This is a genomic window from Sphingopyxis lindanitolerans (assembly GCF_002993885.1).
Taxonomy (GTDB): domain Bacteria; phylum Pseudomonadota; class Alphaproteobacteria; order Sphingomonadales; family Sphingomonadaceae; genus Sphingopyxis; species Sphingopyxis lindanitolerans.
On sequence record NZ_CM009578.1, the window covers coordinates 820,133 to 836,950 of the forward strand.

At 64.9% G+C, this 16,818-nt stretch carries 12 protein-coding genes; 8 read left to right on the forward strand and 4 right to left on the reverse strand.

The features are described 5' to 3' along the window. Positions 1–14: 14 nt before the first annotated feature. On the reverse strand, positions 15–1,130 hold the full coding sequence (locus tag CVO77_RS03930; RefSeq protein ID WP_105997986.1) for an acyl-CoA dehydrogenase family protein: 1,116 nt from the start codon (positions 1,128–1,130) through the stop codon (positions 15–17). A gap of 363 nt (positions 1,131–1,493) precedes the next feature. Here CVO77_RS03930 and CVO77_RS03935 point away from each other — a divergent pair, with 363 nt between their 5' ends. Continuing rightward, positions 1,494–2,264, forward strand: a complete 771-nt coding sequence (locus CVO77_RS03935) for an SDR family NAD(P)-dependent oxidoreductase (protein ID WP_105997987.1) — start codon at positions 1,494–1,496, stop codon at positions 2,262–2,264. Positions 2,265–2,275: 11 nt separating this feature from the next. Next, positions 2,276–3,064 carry a thioesterase family protein gene (locus CVO77_RS03940; protein ID WP_158257990.1) on the forward strand — a complete coding sequence of 263 codons (789 nt, stop codon included), beginning with the start codon at positions 2,276–2,278 and terminating at the stop codon, positions 3,062–3,064. Positions 3,065–3,372: 308 nt separating this feature from the next. On the opposite strand, the gene CVO77_RS03945 is transcribed toward CVO77_RS03940, so the two are convergent. Continuing rightward, positions 3,373–5,775: a TonB-dependent receptor gene (locus CVO77_RS03945; RefSeq protein WP_158257991.1), complete on the reverse strand. Its 2,403-nt coding sequence runs from the start codon at positions 5,773–5,775 to the stop codon at positions 3,373–3,375. A gap of 246 nt (positions 5,776–6,021) precedes the next feature. On the opposite strand from CVO77_RS03945, the gene CVO77_RS03950 reads away from it, so the two are divergent. Beyond that, positions 6,022–7,458, forward strand: coding sequence for an MFS transporter (locus tag CVO77_RS03950; protein ID WP_105997990.1), 1,437 nt, complete (start codon positions 6,022–6,024; stop codon positions 7,456–7,458). Here CVO77_RS03950 and CVO77_RS03955 read toward each other — a convergent pair. Further along, positions 7,455–7,868 (reverse strand): Zn-ribbon domain-containing OB-fold protein, encoded by a 414-nt coding sequence (locus tag CVO77_RS03955; protein WP_197709665.1) that lies wholly within the window; start codon positions 7,866–7,868, stop codon positions 7,455–7,457. The two genes, CVO77_RS03950 and CVO77_RS03955, sit on opposite strands and share 4 nt — an antisense overlap. A gap of 98 nt (positions 7,869–7,966) precedes the next feature. Between CVO77_RS03955 and CVO77_RS03960 the strand changes: the two genes are divergently transcribed. The 5 genes from CVO77_RS03960 (at position 7,967) to CVO77_RS03980 (ending at position 16,038) form a co-directional block, all read left to right on the forward strand. Next, on the forward strand, positions 7,967–9,142 hold the full coding sequence (locus tag CVO77_RS03960; RefSeq protein WP_197709666.1) for a thiolase family protein: 1,176 nt from the start codon (positions 7,967–7,969) through the stop codon (positions 9,140–9,142). 135 nt (positions 9,143–9,277) lie between these two features. Beyond that, positions 9,278–11,566 (forward strand): TonB-dependent receptor, encoded by a 2,289-nt coding sequence (locus CVO77_RS03965; protein ID WP_105997993.1) that lies wholly within the window; start codon positions 9,278–9,280, stop codon positions 11,564–11,566. Positions 11,567–11,581: 15 nt separating this feature from the next. Further along, positions 11,582–12,901: an MFS transporter gene (locus CVO77_RS03970; RefSeq protein ID WP_158257992.1), complete on the forward strand. Its 1,320-nt coding sequence runs from the start codon at positions 11,582–11,584 to the stop codon at positions 12,899–12,901. Between the two features lie 97 nt (positions 12,902–12,998). Further along, complete coding sequence (locus tag CVO77_RS03975; protein WP_105997995.1) at positions 12,999–14,471, forward strand: AMP-binding protein; 1,473 nt, start codon at positions 12,999–13,001, stop codon at positions 14,469–14,471. A gap of 94 nt (positions 14,472–14,565) precedes the next feature. Further along, on the forward strand, positions 14,566–16,038 hold the full coding sequence (locus tag CVO77_RS03980; RefSeq protein WP_105997996.1) for an aldehyde dehydrogenase family protein: 1,473 nt from the start codon (positions 14,566–14,568) through the stop codon (positions 16,036–16,038). Position 16,039: 1 nt separating this feature from the next. Here the strand turns inward: CVO77_RS03980 and CVO77_RS03985 are convergent, their stop codons facing one another. Continuing rightward, on the reverse strand, positions 16,040–16,810 hold the full coding sequence (locus tag CVO77_RS03985; RefSeq protein WP_105997997.1) for an SDR family NAD(P)-dependent oxidoreductase: 771 nt from the start codon (positions 16,808–16,810) through the stop codon (positions 16,040–16,042). Positions 16,811–16,818 lie beyond the last annotated feature (8 nt).

Sequence of the window (16,818 nt, forward strand, 5' to 3'; positions counted from 1 at the left end):
GTCGATTGGATGGTTCAGGCGGCGTTGCGCTGTTCGAGCCGGCCGACGAGCCGCTCTTTCCACGCGATCGATGCCCCGGCGACGAGCCCAAGCTGGCGCGCGCGGCGGTAATAAAGGTGGCAATCGCTTTCCCACGTATAGCCGATGCCGCCGTGGGTCTGGATATTCTCGCGCGCGGCATAGGCGGCGGCATGGCAGGCCGACACGCGCGCCGCGGCCGCCGCGACCGGCAGTTCGGCCGCCCCCGTCCCCAGCGCCCACGCGCCATAATAGGCGTTGGAGCGCGCCAGCGTGTTGTTGATATACATGTCGGCGAGCTTGTGCTTGATCGCCTGATACGACCCGATCACGCGGCCGAAGGCATAGCGTTCGAGCGCAAAATCGCGCGCCATTTCCAGGCAGCGATCGCTCAGTCCGACCTGCTCGAACGCCAGCAGCACCGCCGCGCGATCGAGCAGTTGCTCGGCAAGGTCGAACCCGGCGCCCGGCGCGCCTAGCGGCGTTGCGGGGGCGTCGGTGAAGGCGATCCGCGCCGCGCCGCGCGACGGGTCGAGCGTCTTCAGCGTTTCGCGCGACACGCCGGGACCATTCAGGTCGACGAGGAACAGGCCGGGCTTTCCGTCCTCGCTGGCGAGAACGACGCAGAGGTCGGCGATGCCGCCGTCGGTGACGGGCAATTTGACGCCGGTGAGCTTGCCGCCCGACACCGTCGTGCGCAGGGTCGCGGGTGTCGGCACCCCCGGCCCTTCGGACGAAGCGAACGCCCCGATCAGTTCGCCCGCCACGATCCGCGGCAGGATATCGGCCTGCTGATCGGCGGTGCCCGCCAGCATGACGGCCTCGGCCAGAAAATAGAGAGTCGATGCGAACGGCACCGGCGCGAGGACCCGGCCGAGTTCCTCGGCGATCACGCACAGGTCGATCCGGCTCAGGCCGAGCCCGCCGAATGGCTCCGGAATCGCGATGCCCAGCCAGCCCTGCTCGGCCAGCGCCCGCCACATATCCGCGTCATGCGATTGCGCGGCGTCGTCGACAACGCCCCGCGCGCGCGCCGCGGGCCATGCGCTCTCCAGAAATTTGCGCGCCTCGGACCGCAGGAATTTCTGTTCATCAGAAAAATCGAAATTCATAGACCGCCACCTCTTCCACCGGCGCCGCCCCGGCCAATGCCGCGCCGAAAGACGCGATCGCCGGTTGGACATTGCCCGTTATCGCTCGCATTGCTATATGACCTAGTATTCTATGTCTACTCCATATAGGTGTAAAATATGATCTCGCCCCTTCCGCTCCGATCGATCGGCAACGCCGAGAAAAACGGCGAATACAGGGTCGATCGCGACGACGGACGAGCCCATTTCCGGGTCTTCGAAATCAGCTTTGATAGTTATCCTAGTTATATTTGTTATTGAAGAAAAAACCGGCACCCGATATCCAATCCGACGACATTCGCCAACGGAGTCCTTCGGGCAGTCGGCCGAGACAGGAAGTTGCTGATGACCTTATATGAGGCAAGGGAATTTGCCGACAAGGTCGCCGTCATCACCGGCGGCGGCGCGGGGTTCGGCGCCGGCTTTGCGCACGCGCTCGCGGCGCAGGGTGCGGTGGTGGCGCTACTCGACATCGATGCGGCCGCGGCCGAAACGGTCGCGGCCTCGGTGCGCGCGAGCGGCGGCGACGCCGCGGCCCATGCCTGCGACGTCGCCGATCCCGGCGCGGTCGCCGAGGCGCTGGAAGCGATCGGCCGGCGCTCGGGCGGCATCGACATCCTGATCAACAATGCCGGATTGCACAGCGCCGAATATAATCGCTCGTTCGGCGAACTCGGGACCGCCGCCGTGCGGCGATTGTTCGACGTCAACATCATGGGCGTGATCCATTGCTCGCTCGCCGCGCGCGCGATCATGGCCCGGCGCGGCGGCGGCGCGATCGTCAACATCGCGTCGATCGCCGCCTATCCGGGCATCAACCCCTATGGCGTGTCGAAACTGGCGGTGCGCGGCCTGACCACCGCGTTCGCGCATGAATTCGCCGACGATGCGATCCGCGTCAATGCGATCGCCCCGGGGTTGATCGCGACCGACCGGATCAAGGCCGATTTTCCCGAACAATTGTTCCGCCATTTCGCCGACGATCTCCAGAAAATCCAACGAACCGGCCGCGTCGACGACATTGCCGAGGCGATGCTGTTCCTGTGCTCCGATCGGGCGAGCTTCATCACCGGCGAAACGCTCAAGGTTTCGGGCGGTCACCCGCTCACATTGTGAGGGAGAAGCGCTTGCCGCCTTATTTTTACGATATCGATGACGAAGGTCGCTTTACGCCGACCCCGCTCGCCAGCAGCCCATGGGAAGGTGGGAAGCAGAATGGCGCCGGGCTGGGGGGGCTGCTCGCCCATCTGATCGACGGCGTGGCGGCGTCCGCGCCGATGACGGTAGCGCGGCTGACGATCGACATCCTGGGCACCGCCCCGATGGCGCCGGTCGAAGGCCGGACGCGCATCGTTCGCGACGGCGAGCGTTTTCAGGTGAGCGAGAGCGAATTATGGATCGCGGACCGGCTCGTCGCGCGGGCCTGCGCCCTGCGCACGCGCATCGCCGACACCCCGGTCATCGACGGCGCCCCCGTCTATCCGCCGCCCGAGGATTGCCCGGTGGTCAAATTCATGTCGCGGCGCGCGTTCGGCCAATATGTCGAAAGCCGGACCGCGGGCGGCAATCTCCATACCCCCGGCCCCCTCGCGCTCTGGGTGCGCTTTGGCCATCAGCATGTGCGGGATGTTCCGCTCACGCCGCTCGTCCGCGCGGCGACCCTCGGCGATTTCGGCGGCGGCGTCGGCGCGCATGTCGACGGCCGCGAATGGAGTTTCGCCAATCTCGACATCGCGCTTCACCTGACCCGCGAACCCGAGGGCGAATGGCTGTTGATCCATGCCGACACGATGAGCGCCGGCAACGGAGTCGCCCATGCCAACGCGCTGTTCGCCGATCGCCGCGGCGCTTTCGCGCGCGGGCACCAGACGCTGTTCATCGCGCCGCAACCCCAGGCCGCCGTCGGCGCCAGCTAGGGTCAGGCGCCCCTAGAGCGGCGTGCGTTTAATCTGCACCGCCCTTTATCCGTTCGTGTCGAGCCCTTCGACTGCCTTGGCAGGCGCTCAGGATAAACTTCGGCCTTTGGCCGAAGTCGAGACACCCATCGGCTTGGCGCTACACCGATGGGTGTCTCGACTTCGCTCGACACTAACGGGATAGTGAGCCAGATTGAAGGCTCGATGCTCTAAGCGCACATCACGCGAAAACCGAATCTCTCTGCACTCCCGAGCCGCGCAGCAAAAAGGGCGCGCCGTCGCGGGCGCGCCCTTCGCTGTTTCTTGCCTTATTTGCCTCCGAACCTGATCGTTCCGGTAATGCCGAAGGTCCGCGGTTCGCGCCGCTGGTTGATCGTCAGCCCCAGCGGCTGCGGCAGCACCAGGCCGAGTTGGACGTCGCGGTTGTTCGTCAGGTTGCGCCCGAAGAGCGCAAGCTCGAAGCCGCCATCGGCGAAGGTCAGCGCGGCACGGGCGTTGATGATCCCGGCCGACGGAGCCGTCGTCGCCGCGATGATCGCCGCATTGTTGGGATCACCGACCTCGTTGTAGCTTTGCAGCGCGACCTTTCCGGTCCACACATAGTCGGCGCGAAGCAGCAGCCCGGTCGATCCGAAGTCATGCTCGTAGGTGCCCGAAACCGAGAAAGTGTGGTGGGGAACGCCGCCGATCCGATCGGTGCGGCGATCCTTTACCCCGTCGAAATATTCGAGATATTTCGGCTTGGTGATCGCCCCGGTGGCGCCGAGCGTAAAGCCGTCGAACAGGCGCGCGGTCAATTCGGCCTCGGCGCCGTTGACGCGCAGCTTGCCCGCATTGCCGACCGTCGTCGCCGCGGTCCCGCCCGGCCCGGCGACGAGCACCGAGCGCTGGATGTCGTTGACGACCGAGTGATAGGCCGCGACGTTCAGGCGCACCCGCCGGTCCAGAAATTCCGATTTGAACCCGACTTCCTGGCTCGTCGCGACTTCGGGTTTGAACGGCACGAACGACGATGCCGCCGCCCCGGTCGCGCGAAGATTTTCGCCGCCGGACCGGAAACCCCTGCCCGCCTTGATATAAATCATGGCGTCGCCGAACTGATAATCGGCGCCGACATTATAGGAAATGCCGTTGAACGAATCGCGGCGGAACGCCCGGCAATCGGGCAGCGTGGCCCCGGTCAGCGTGCACTGGAAGCCATTGGCGGCGGCCACGAACGAACGATTCCGCAGCGTCAGCGCCTTGTCCTCGATCGAATAGCGCAAGCCGCCCGTCAGGGTCAGCTTGTCCGTCACATGGACGCTGGCCTGGCCATAGATGCCTTGGCTGTCGTTGCTGACCGTTCCGTCGAAGATGCTGGGAACGTTCGGATTGACGAAACCAAGCGAGGTCGACTGCGACCCGTCATTCCCCTTTTCGTGGAAGTAGAAGATGCCCGCCGCGAAATCGACGACATCGCCGAACGCCTGGCCGGTGATCTGGAACTCGCCCGAATATTGGGTCAGATCCTGCTGGAGGCTGTTGGTGCCGATCGTCCCGGTGTTGAGCAGCGTCACCGCGGTCCCGTCGAGATCGAGCGGCGCGGCCGCCTTCACATTGCGATAGCCGCCGATGAACTTGACGGTGCCGAACGCGGTGTCGAGCGACGCGGTGCCGGTATAGGTCTGCGTCTTGGCATAGTTGCGGAACGGGCTGTTGAACGACAATTCGTCGCTGTTCTGCGACGTCGCTATATATTGGTCGAGCTGCGCGCGGGCGCCGGCGATATCGAAACCGCCCGCCCCGACAAATCCGCTCTGGATCGCATAGGATAGAAAGCCCAGCCCGCTCGACGGCGTCGCGCCGGTGAAGCCGACCGTCGATATCTGCGCCAGCGAATAGGGAACCGGCCGGGCGTCGCTTTTGTAGAGTTCGGCCGAAAACAGGAGGCGGAAATTATCGGTCGGCTGGACGAGCAGTTTCGCCCGGCCGACCCAGCTGTCGCGTTCGCCATATTTCTTGCCGTCGAACAGGTTGCGCACATAGCCGTCGCGCTTCGATTTCGAAAAGGCGACGCGCATCGCGACCTTGTCGTCGACGATCGGAAGATTGAGGACCGCCGTCCCCTGCATCTCGTTGAACCGGCCATAGGTCGCCGACACCGAGCCCGAGAAGCCGTCGAAATTCGGATCATTGGTCTGGATCAGGATCGCGCCGCCGGTGGTGTTGCGGCCGAACAGCGTTCCTTGCGGACCCTTGAGCGTCTGAACGCTCTGGATATCGAGCAGGTCGCTGTTGAGGCCATAGGCGCGCGACCAGTAATAGCCGTCGACATAGGTGCCCACCGAGGGGTCGAGCGTCGCCAGCACGTCCGCCTGAACCTGACCGCGCAGCGTGATCACCGGGGCGGTCTCGGTCGCCGACACCTTGGAAATATAGAGGCTGGGGGTCAGCCTGGCGATATCATTGAATTTGGTCGCATTCTGCTGCTCGAGCTCCTCACCCGAAAAGGCGGTGACCGCGACCGGCACGTCCTGCAGATTCTGTTCGATCTTTTGCGCGATGACGACGATCTCGTTCAGGCCGCGCGACGACGGGCCGTCCGCCTCGTCCGCGGGTGCGGGCTGCGCCGCCGTTCCCGTTCCCGCCGCGGCGCCTTGCGCAAAGGCCGGCACCGTGACCAGCAACGAACCCAGCCCCGCATAAACGGCCGCTTGAAACCTCTTCTTCATCATACCCTCCCAACCAGAGTTTCATCATGGCCATGTTCCCGGCCTTTCGCGCACTATCTCCTACATAGTATACTACGTCAACTATCAAAATAGAGGCATGAGCCTGTTTTCGTCGGCCGATATTCGCGGGCGAGCGGCGGCTGGGGCTGTGGGCCGGGTGACACGGACGTTGGCGAGCGGCGGGTTTGCCCCGCGGCCCTGTCGCTCGCATTGACAGGATAGATATCTATCTTAGTATTCTATGTCATGGCAGATACACAAGAAATCGGCAAAGGCGGCGCGTCCGGCGAGCCGCGCGCTTCGTCGCTGCGGCAGCATCTTCCGTTTCTGAGCGCGCTGTTTCTCGCCGATATCGCGGGGGCGTTCGAAACCTCGATGATCTATGCCGCGGTCAAAAGCATCATCGCCGAATTCGGCGACCCGACCGCGGTCGGCTGGATGGTGACGATCTTTGGCCTGGTCGGCGCCGGTTGCGCCGCGATCTGCGGACGGCTGGGCGATATGTACGGACGCCGCAAGATATTGATCATCCTGCTCGCCGCCGGGACGGCGGGATCGATCCTGAGCGCCGCGACGACGAATTTCGGCCTTCTGCTGGTGGGGCGCGGCCTGCAAGGTCTCGGCGCCGGGGTCTTGCCGCTGCTGATCGGGCTGCTGCGCCAAAATCTGCCCGCCGAGCGCGTTCCCGTCGCGGTCGGGCTGATCGTATCGGCCGCTTCGGCGGGAACCGCGGGCGGTCTCGTCCTGGGGGGCCTGTTGGTCGATCATATGAGCTGGCGGTCGCTGTTCGTCGCCAGCGCGATCCTCGGCGCCCTATCGACGGTGACGGTCTGGCGGCTCGTGCCGCGCGCCGCCGGGTCGGATTCGGCCGCGCGGCTCGACTGGCTGAGCGCGATCCTTTTCCTGCCGGGGCTGGCGCTGCTGCTGCTCATGCTCGGCAAGGGCGCGGCCTGGGGCTGGACCGACGGCGCCACCCTCGTCGCGGGCGCTGCTGGAATCGCGCTGCTGGGCAGTTGGATATGGCGGAGCCTGCGCATCGCCGACCCGCTCATCGACCTCCGGCTGCTGACGAACCGCGGCGTCGCGCTCGCCAATATCATCTCCGCGCTGGTCGCGCTTGGCGCGCTGCAGATCACGCTGATCTTTTCGCTGCTCCTCCAGTCGCCGACCTGGACCGGCATCGGGCTTGGCGTGTCGGCCACCGTTTCGGGGCTGGTCAAGCTGCCCTCGAACCTTCTCGGCATCGCCGTTGCGCCGTTCAGCGGATGGCTGACGCAGAATCGCGGTGAGCGTGTTCCGGTCTTCGTCGGGGGAATCATGGTGATCGTCGGCTGGACCGCGATGATCTTTTGGCATGGCTCGATCCTGGTCGTCGGCGCCATCTTGTGCCTCATCGCGGCGGGAACGACGATCCTGTATACCGCCATCCCCAATCTGATCGTCCCCGCGGTTCCCGAAGCCCGCACCAGCGAGGCGATCGGGACGATGTCGGTGATCCGCGCCGTCGCCATGGCCGCCGGGGCGCAGCTCGTCACCGTCCTGCTCGCGACGAGCACCGTCAGCAAGCCGGGCGAGAGCGGCCGCTATCCCGACGCCGCGGCCTTTACCCTGACGCTGGCCGTGATCGCGGCCTTGACGCTTTGCGGCACCGCGATGGCGTTTCTGATCAAGCGGCGGCGCTAAAGGTCGGGTTCGAACACCGGGACATATAGCGGATCATGATGCTCGAACGCCACCCGCACCGGCAGCCCGATCCCGACCGCGTCGGGGGCGCAGTTGACGATGTTGGTGACGATCCGCAGATCGCTCTGCTCGACGAGTTCGACGATCGCGATCACATAGGGCGGCGGCACTTGCGGATTATAGGCATGGCAGTTGACGGTGTAGGTAAAGACGGTCCCCCTGCCGCTGACCGGCGCGATTTCGACATCGGGGTCGCTTTCGTCGATGTTCCAGAACGGGTGGAGCCAGCGGCCCGAGGCCTTGCTGCGCGCAAGATGCAGGACGCCGCTCCGCCCGCTGGTCCAATAGGCCTGGGTCGCGAAGGATTCACGGGCCAATATGCGCGGCGCCGCGGCGGGGATCAGAGTCACGATCGAAAGCCTTCCTCTATGCGTGGCCTATTCACATACACATTGTATGTGAATAGGCCAACCGCTAACGAGGTCGCAACGAACAACAGGCGGGAATGATGACAGCAAAAGCCATAATATCGGGGATCGGAATCTCGGCCATCGGACGCAACACCGACGTGTCGGCGCTGGATCTTACCGAGCAGGCGAGCCGCGCCGCCATCGCCGACGCCGGGCTCTCGCCGGCCGACATCGACGGCGTTGCGACGCTGGGAGACACCCCGCCCGCCGAAGCGTCCGCACGATTGGGAATCGCACCGCGCTACCATGGCGAAGGCTATAGCCGCGGCGGCCTTCTTTCCTATGTGATGGCGGCGGCCGAAGCCGTCGAGCAGGGCCGCGCCCGCCACGTCCTGATCTATCGCACGGTCAAGATGAAGGGCGGCAATATCACCGCAAAGGACGCGGACGAGGCGCGCAAGCGCGGCCCAAAGGCCCAGGCGGCGGCGACCGCGACCCTTCCCACGATGATGGCCGACACGCCCCAGTTGCTCGCCTATCACGGCTATGCCGCGACCAACTGGCTCGGCATGCACTGCCAGCGCCACATGGCGCTTTACGGGACGACGAAGGAGCAGCTCGGCTGGCTGGCGATCAACAGCCGCCGCAATGCGGCCCTCAATCCGCTTGCCGTCCTGCGCGAGCCGATCACGATGGACGATTATCTGGCCGCCCCGATGATTTCGACCCCGTTCGGCCGACTCGACTGCGACATTCCGATCGACGGATCCGCGGCCTTTGTCGTGTCGCATCCCGGCTATGCCGCCGACGCCCCCAATGCCGCGCCCGCGATCGAGGCGTTCGGCGGCTCGACCGGGCCGGGCGCATGGACCCTGCGCCCCGATTACCCCGCCATGGCGTCGGTCGATGCCGCGGCGGAAATGTGGAGCAAGACCGATCTGAAACCCGCCGACATCGATATCGCCCAGCTTTATGACGGGTTCACCTTCCTGACCTTCGCATGGCTCGAAGCCCTGGGAATCTGCGAACGCGGCGGCGCCGGACCGTTCGTCGAGGGCGCGACGCGGATCGCGCTCGACGGTGCGTTGCCGCTCAACACCTATGGCGGCCAACTATCGGCGGGGCGGCTCCACGGCCATTGGTCGCTGCACGAAGCCTGCCTGCAATTGCGGCGCGAAGCCGGAGACCGGCAGGTCGCGAAGCCGCTTCGCGTCGCCGCGGTTTCGAACGGCGGCGGCCCGATCGCCGGATGCCTGCTCCTCACCAGCGGTTGATGCCGGACGCCGCGCGCAACACCCTGTCACCCGTCGCGCGCACCACCGGCTTCACGGTGCGCGGAAACTTGCCTATTGAGTTTTTCCACCTGATACACTTATATACCTACGTCATATAAGTTCGGGAGAGAAAAAATGGGTCGATTTCAGCGCATGGGCGCGATGCTGGGCGCGTCGAGTCTCGCATTGATCGTGGCAAGCAATGCAGCGCATGCCCAAACCGCGGCGCCGACGCCCGAATCGCCGGCCCCCGCCGCAGACGAGGCGCCGTCATCGGATCGCGACATCATCGTCACCGGGCAGCGCCGCGCATCGACGGTCCAGAACACCGCGGCGGCGATCAGCGTCCTGACCGCCGACCAATTGGCATCGACGGGCACCAATTCGAGCATGAGCCTGCAATTCGCGACGCCGGGCGTGACGATTTCGCAGGATCTGGGGCTGCAGACGCAGATCTATATTCGCGGTATCGGCAGCAATCTGCAGGGCATCGCGACGGGCAATAGCGTCGCGACCTATGTCGACGGCGTCTATATCCCGAACAGCATCCAGAGCGCGCAGCAGTTCACCGATGTCGAACGGGTCGAGGTGCTGAAAGGACCGCAGGCCACGCTTTACGGCCGCAACGCCACCGGCGGCGCCATCATCACCGTTTCGGCCGACCCGAAGTTCGAATATGGCGGTGCGGCCGATTTTTCCTATGGCAATTACAATGCGATTGCCGCGCACGGCCGCGTGAATATCCCCATCATCGCCGACCGGCTGGCGCTGAGCATCGCCGGGCAGGTCAGCACGCGCGACGGTTATGTGAAGAATCTGTTCACCGGCAACGACATCAATTACGAAAAGTCGCAGGCGGTCCGCGGCGCGCTCAAGGCGGTGCTGACCGACAATCTCGAGGTCGTGCTGCGCGCCGACTATACCCATTCGGTGGCGAGCGACGTCTATAAGCTGTTCCCGCGCACCTCGGCCTATTATTACACGCCGCCGAACACGATCGCCGACCAGACGCCGGGTCCGATGTATTTCACGCCCAATCCGCGCGAGGTCTATTATGACGTCGATCCGCGCAACCCGGCCAAGGATCGCGGCTATTCGGCGACGTTTCGCTGGAACACGCCGATCGGCATGCTGACGTCGGTCACCAGCCGCCGCAACTTCGATGCCGGGCCGATCTTTGGCGACAGCGACCAGACACCAAGCTTCGCGATCGCCTTTCGCGCCAAGATCAACACGATCGGTTCGACCCAGGGGTCGGACTCCTTCTATCACGACACCTATCTGGCGACCGATTTCGACGGCCCGTTCAACCTGATCGTCGGGGCGAATTATTTCCACGACAAGGAATATGCCTTCGACCGATCGACCATCACCTCGTCCAATTCCTATGCCAAGACCGACGCCTGGTCGGTCTATACCGACGCGACCTTCGACCTGGCCGACACGCTGCGCCTGGTGGGCGGCGTGCGCTATTCGGACGAGAGCAAAAGCTATACGCGCGACACGCTGAGCGTCGCCACCGGCGCGGTGACGGCAACGGCGGGCAACAAGAAATCGTTCCAGAGCACCAATCCGCGGTTCGGCATCGAATGGCGGCCGCGCGCGGGGATGCTGATTTTCGCCACCGCGACGAGCGGGTTCAAGAGCGGCGGGTTCAATCCGACCGTTCCGGGGAACGACTTCAACCCCGAAAAGGTCTGGGCCTATGAAGGCGGGATCAAGACGCGGTTGTGGGACAATCGCATCCGCCTCGCGACCTCGGCCTTTTATTATGACTATTCGGATATCCAGGTGCTGCAATATATCACCGTGCAGCAGGGCACGCCGCCGGTCGCCACGCTGGTCCAGAATATCACCAATGGCGCGACGGCCAAGGTCTGGGGGCTCGATGCCGAAGCCGATGTCGACCTCAGCGACCATTTCACGATCAGCGGCGCGCTGTCGTTGCTGCACACCGAATTCGGATCGACGCAATTTTGCGATCCCCTGATGGGATCATGCACCGCGACCAACCCCGCCGACCGGCCGTTCGTCAATGTCGAGGGCAATCCCCTGACCCGCGCGCCAAAGGTTTCGGCCAATATCTCGGCCGAATATCGCGTGCCAACAAGCGCGGGCGATCTCAAGTTCCGCGCCAACGCCGCCTTTCGCGACCGGGTCTATTATACGGTGTTCAAGAATGAATTTTATTCGGGCGACCCTTATTGGCTGCTCGGCGGGTCGGTCCGCTTTGAAACCAAGGACAATTGGTTCATCGAAGCCTATGGCCAGAATCTGACCAACAAGCTGGCGATCACCAATATCATCGCCAGCGCGCCGGTGCGCAATTCGGCGACCGGGGCGCTGCTGCTCGGCACGCCCGCCACTTTTGAACGCTATGCGCCGCCGCGGACCTATGGGATTCGCATCGGGTTCAAATATTAGTCCATGGGACAAGAGATGAACGCGGCAGCGGCCGAAACCCGCGAACCCGCTGTCGCTTTCATGGCGTGGGTCGGCCTTGGCATATTGCTGATGATCAGCCTCGTCGCGTTCCTCGACCGGCAGATCATCTCGCTGATGGTCGGGATGATCAAGGACGACCTCCAGATCAGCGACGGCCAGATCGGGCTGTTGCAGGGGGCCGCCTTCGGCCTCGCCTACCCGCTGTTCGCAATCCCGCTCGGCTATGCGTCCGATCGCTTTTCGCGGCGCTGGGTGATTTTCCTCGGCATGATCTTCTGGTCGCTCGCGGCGACGGCGGGCGGCTTTGCGAACAGCTTCACCCCGCTCCTCGCCGCGCGGATCGGCGTCGGGATCGGCGAGGCCGCACTCGGCCCGGCCGCGATCTCGCTGCTCGGCGACAGTTTTCCAAGACATCGGCTGGGGCTGGTCATGTCGATCTTTTCGGCAGGCGCCTTGCTGGGAAGCGGCATCGCGCTGGCGATCGGCGGCGCCGTCATCCATTGGGCGGGCCAGGGGCTGACCCTGCCGGGGCTCGGGCATCTGGCGCCATGGCAGGTGGCCTTCATCGTCACCGGATTGCCCGGCGCGATCATCGCGCTGCTCGTCTTTCTGGTTCCCGAACCGCCGCGAAAGAGCGGCGGCCAGGCCGGGACGGTGCCCTGGGCCGAACTGTTCGCCTTCATGCGGCGCCACGCCCGCTTCCTCTCCTGCTATATCCTCGGCTTCTCGAGCCTCCAGATCGCGACATGGGCGAGCCTGGCGTGGCTGCCCGCGGTCATCGAACGCAGCTATGGCTGGTCGATCGTCCAGGTCGGCGCGACGCTGGCGGTCTTCACGATCGCGATCGGGCTGCCGGGGCAGATCGGCAACGGGATGATCGTCGACCGCCTGTTCGCGCGCGGCATCCAGGATGCGCATCTGCGCTATTATGCCGGGGTGTCGCTGGTTGCGGCGCTGTGCGGCGTTCTCGCGCCGCTGGCCCCGACCGCCTATCTCTATCTCGCGATCCTGATCCCGCTCAAGTTCGCGATGAATTTCGGCGGCGTGCAGGCGGCCACCGTGCAGATCGTCACCCCCAGCGCGATGCGCGGCCGGATGGCGGCGATCATGGGGACGATCGCGGCGACGATCGGCGGCACCAGCGGCCCGTCGGTCGTGGCGCTGTTCACCGACCATCTGTTCCGCGACGATGCCATGGTCATCTGGTCGCTGGCGCTGACCAATGCGATTTTCATGCCGCTCGCGGCGCTGCTATTCTGGTTCGGGATGAAGCCGATGCGCACGACCGTTGCCGAGTTGCACGCCGTCCGCTGACCCTGCCCAGACCCTTTGTGACGAAAGGTAAACCGTGTCCAAAACTCGCTCGCTCGCATTTGGCGTCCCGCCCGAGAAGATCCCCGAGCTCCGGCCGATGGGCGCATTGCTGACCCATCAGGCGGGGCGCGACCCCGACTGGCCGGCGCTGACCTTCGACGGCCAAACGATGACCCGAGCCGAACTTGACGCGCGCGCCAATCGCCGCGCGCGGGCGCTGCTCGATCGCGGTGTCGGCGAAGGCGATTATGTGACGATCGGGCTGCGCAACGGCCCCGAATTTCACGAAACCGCGTTCGCGATCTGGAAAATCGGCGCGGTCCCCGCCCCGGTGCCGCACACCCTGCCCGACATCGAGTTGCGCGCGATCGTCGAGTTGGTCGCGCCAAAGCTGGTCATCGGTTTCGACGAGACGCGCCTTCCGGGCCATGCCGTCCTTCCGGCGGGCTTCGAACCCGACCCCGGCCTGTCCGATGCTCCGTTGCCCGAGAAGATTTCGCCGAGTTGGAAAGCGATCACCAGCGGCGGCAGCACCGGCCGGCCCAAGGTGATCGTCGATCATTCGCCGTCGGTGTTCGACCCCGATATGCCGCGGCTGGGAATGGAGGTCGACGATGTCATCCTCAATCCCGCGCCGCTGTATCACAATGCGCCCTTCGGCTTCACCCACATGGCGATGTGCTGGGGCGCGCATGTCGTCGAAATGGCGAAGTTCGACCCCGTCGAGGCGCTGCGACTGATCGAACGACACCGGATCAAATGGGTCTATCTGGTCCCGACGATGATGAACCGCATCGCCGCGCTGCCCGACGAGGTGCGCAGCAGCTTCGATGTCTCCTCGATCGAGATGGTCATCCATATGGCGGCGGCCTGCCCGATCTGGTTGAAGGAGAAGTGGATCGACTGGCTGGGCGCGGAGAAGATCTTCGAGCTTTATGCCGGGACCGAAGTCATGGGCGGCACCACCATCTCGGGCCCCGAATGGCTGCTGCACAAGGGTTCGGTCGGGCGCGTTTCGCCGAAAACGACCAGGATCGTCAACGATGACGGTGCGATTTGCGCGCCGGGCGAGATCGGCGAAATCTTTTTCCTGCCCGCGACCGGCAAGGGATCGACCTATCATTATCTGGGCGCCACCGCGAAGGCGATCGGCGAATGGGAAAGCTATGGCGACATGGGCTGGCTCGACGCCGACCATTATCTCTATCTTGCCGACCGGCGCACCGACATGATCGTCAGCGGCGGGTCGAACATCTACCCCGCCGAGGTCGAGGCCGCGCTCGACCAGCATCGCCAAATCGCCTCGAGCGTCGTCGTCGGCCTGCCCGACGACGATCTGGGCCACCGCGTCCATGCGATCATCGAACCGCGCGACGATGCCGCCGCCCTCGATCCGGCCGACATCGCCGACTTCGTCGCGTCGCGGCTGGCGCGTTACAAATTACCCTACAGCTATGAAATCGCATCGGGACGGCTGCGCGACGACGCCGGCAAGGTGCGCCGTTCGGCGCTGCGGTCGGATTGCATCGAGCGGATCGAGCGCGGCGAGCGATTTGCGCGCCTGCGGTGAAGTCGTTGAAAGATATTAAACCTCGATATACATGTTGACCAGACAAGGGGCCGGGGCAGAACACGCGCCGACCGCCGACCGGGAGGATTTCTGCATGACATTCGCAACACCGCGCTCGCTCTACATCGACGGCGAATGGGTCCAGCCGGGCTCCTATGAAGCGTTGGTCAATCCCGCCGACGAAACCGTCTTTGCCGAAGCGCCCGTGGGCGATGCGGCGCATGCCGATGCGGCGATCGCCGCCGCGCGCGAGGCGTTCGACCGCGGCCCCTGGCCGCGCCTTCCCCAGCGCGAACGGCAGGCGGCGCTGAGCAAATTCCTCGACGCCATCGAGCGGCGCAAGGGCGAGCTGATCGAGATGATCGTGACCGAGGCCGGTGCCACAAGGATGCTCGCCGAGTTCCTGCAATATGGCATTCCGATGCAGCACGCGCGGCACATGGTCGAGATTTCCGACCGGCCCGCGATCACCCCGCTGCCCGTCGAAACGACCCCCGATGCACGCGGCGGGATCACGCTGGGCGCCGGCGTCATCGCGCGCGACCCGGTCGGCGTGGTCGCGGCGATCACCCCCTATAATTTCCCCTTCTTCCTCAACATCGGCAAGATCATTCCGGCGATGGCGGTCGGTTGCACCATTGTCCTGAAACCCTCACCCTACACGCCGTTCGAAGCACTTGTATTGGGCGAGATCGCCGCCGAAGCGGGTCTGCCGCGCGGGGTACTCAACATCGTCACCGGCGGCATCGACGTCGGCACCGCGCTCACCACCGACAAGCGCGTCGATCTGATCAGCTTTACCGGATCGGATAGCGTCGGCGCCGCGATCCAGGCGCAGTCGGCGCCGACGCTGAAGCGGCTGCTGATGGAGCTTGGCGGCAAGTCGGCGCTGATCGTCCGCGACGACGCCGACATCATGGCGGCGGCGGCAAGCGGCGTGTCGGGCATCGTCACCCACAGCGGCCAGGGCTGTGCATTGCTCACCCGCCACCTCGTCCACAACAGCGTCAAGGACCAGTATATTGCGACGCTCGCGGGGATGCTGGGGGCGATCAAGATCGGCAATCCCGCCGATCCCGCCAATATGATGGGGCCGCTGATCCGCGAAGCCGCGCGCAAGCGCACCGAGGATTATGTCGATATCGCGCTCGGCCAGGGCGCGCGGCTGGTTCATGGCGGCAAGCGCCCCGATGGCCTGACCAGCGGTTATTATTACGAACCCACCCTGTTTGCCGACGTCGAGAACGGCCACCGCATCGCGCAGGAAGAGGTGTTCGGGCCGATCGGCGTCGTCATCGGCTTCGACAGCGACGACGAAGCGATCGCGCTCGCCAACGACAGCGATTTCGGCCTGTCGGGCGCAATCTTCTCCGCCAATGTCGGCCGCGCTTACGAGATGGCGTTGCAGATGCGCACCGGCGGCGTCCACATCAACGGCGGCGCGGGTCGTATGTCGAGCCACGCCCCCTTCGGCGGCATCAAGCGATCGGGCTATGGCCGCGAATATGGCCTCGAAGGGCTGAACGAGTTCACCAATATCAAGACCATCGCCTTCAAGGGCGGCTGAGCTACATCGCGGTGTAGCCGCCGTCGACGGGCAGGATCGCGCCGGTCAGCAGCGACGCGCGGTCGGAGCAGAGCCAGACGCACGCCTCGGCCACCTCTTCGGCGCGGCCGAAGCGGCGGAACAGGCTGAGTTGGCCCGCCACCTGTTGCCGCACCGTATCCGACGCAGGCAGCGCGGCATCGACCATCGGTGTGTCAACCAGTCCCGGCGCGATGCAATTGACCCTTATCCCCTGCGGCGCGTAATCGAGCGATGCCGATCGGGTGAGGCCGATCACCGCCGATTTCGACGCAACATAGCCGGGGCTCGCCGCTTGCGGACGCAGGCCGCAGATCGACGAGACATTGACGATCGCACCACGACTGTCCTGCCGGAGCATCTGGCGCAATTCATGTTTCAAGCACGCCGCGACCGAGCGCAGGTTGATCGCCATCAGCGCGTCGAAATCGGCGAGATCCATCTGGTCGAGCGGCGCCTGATCCGGGCGGATCGCGGCGTTGTTGACCGCGAAATCGAGCGTCCCGAAATCATCGACCGCCCGCGCGACGAGCGCTGCAACCGCGCCTTCGTCGCGCACATCGACCGGAACGAAAATTGCCCGGCCGCCTTCCATGCGAATCCGGGCCGCCGTCGCCTCGCCCGCCGCCGCGTCGATATCGGCGAGGACGACGCTGGCGCCCTGCTGGGCAAATTGGGCTGCAGTCGCGGCGCCGATCCCCTTCGCCGCGCCGGTGACCAGCGCAACGCGGCCGGAAAATTCACTTTGCGTCATAGAGTCAT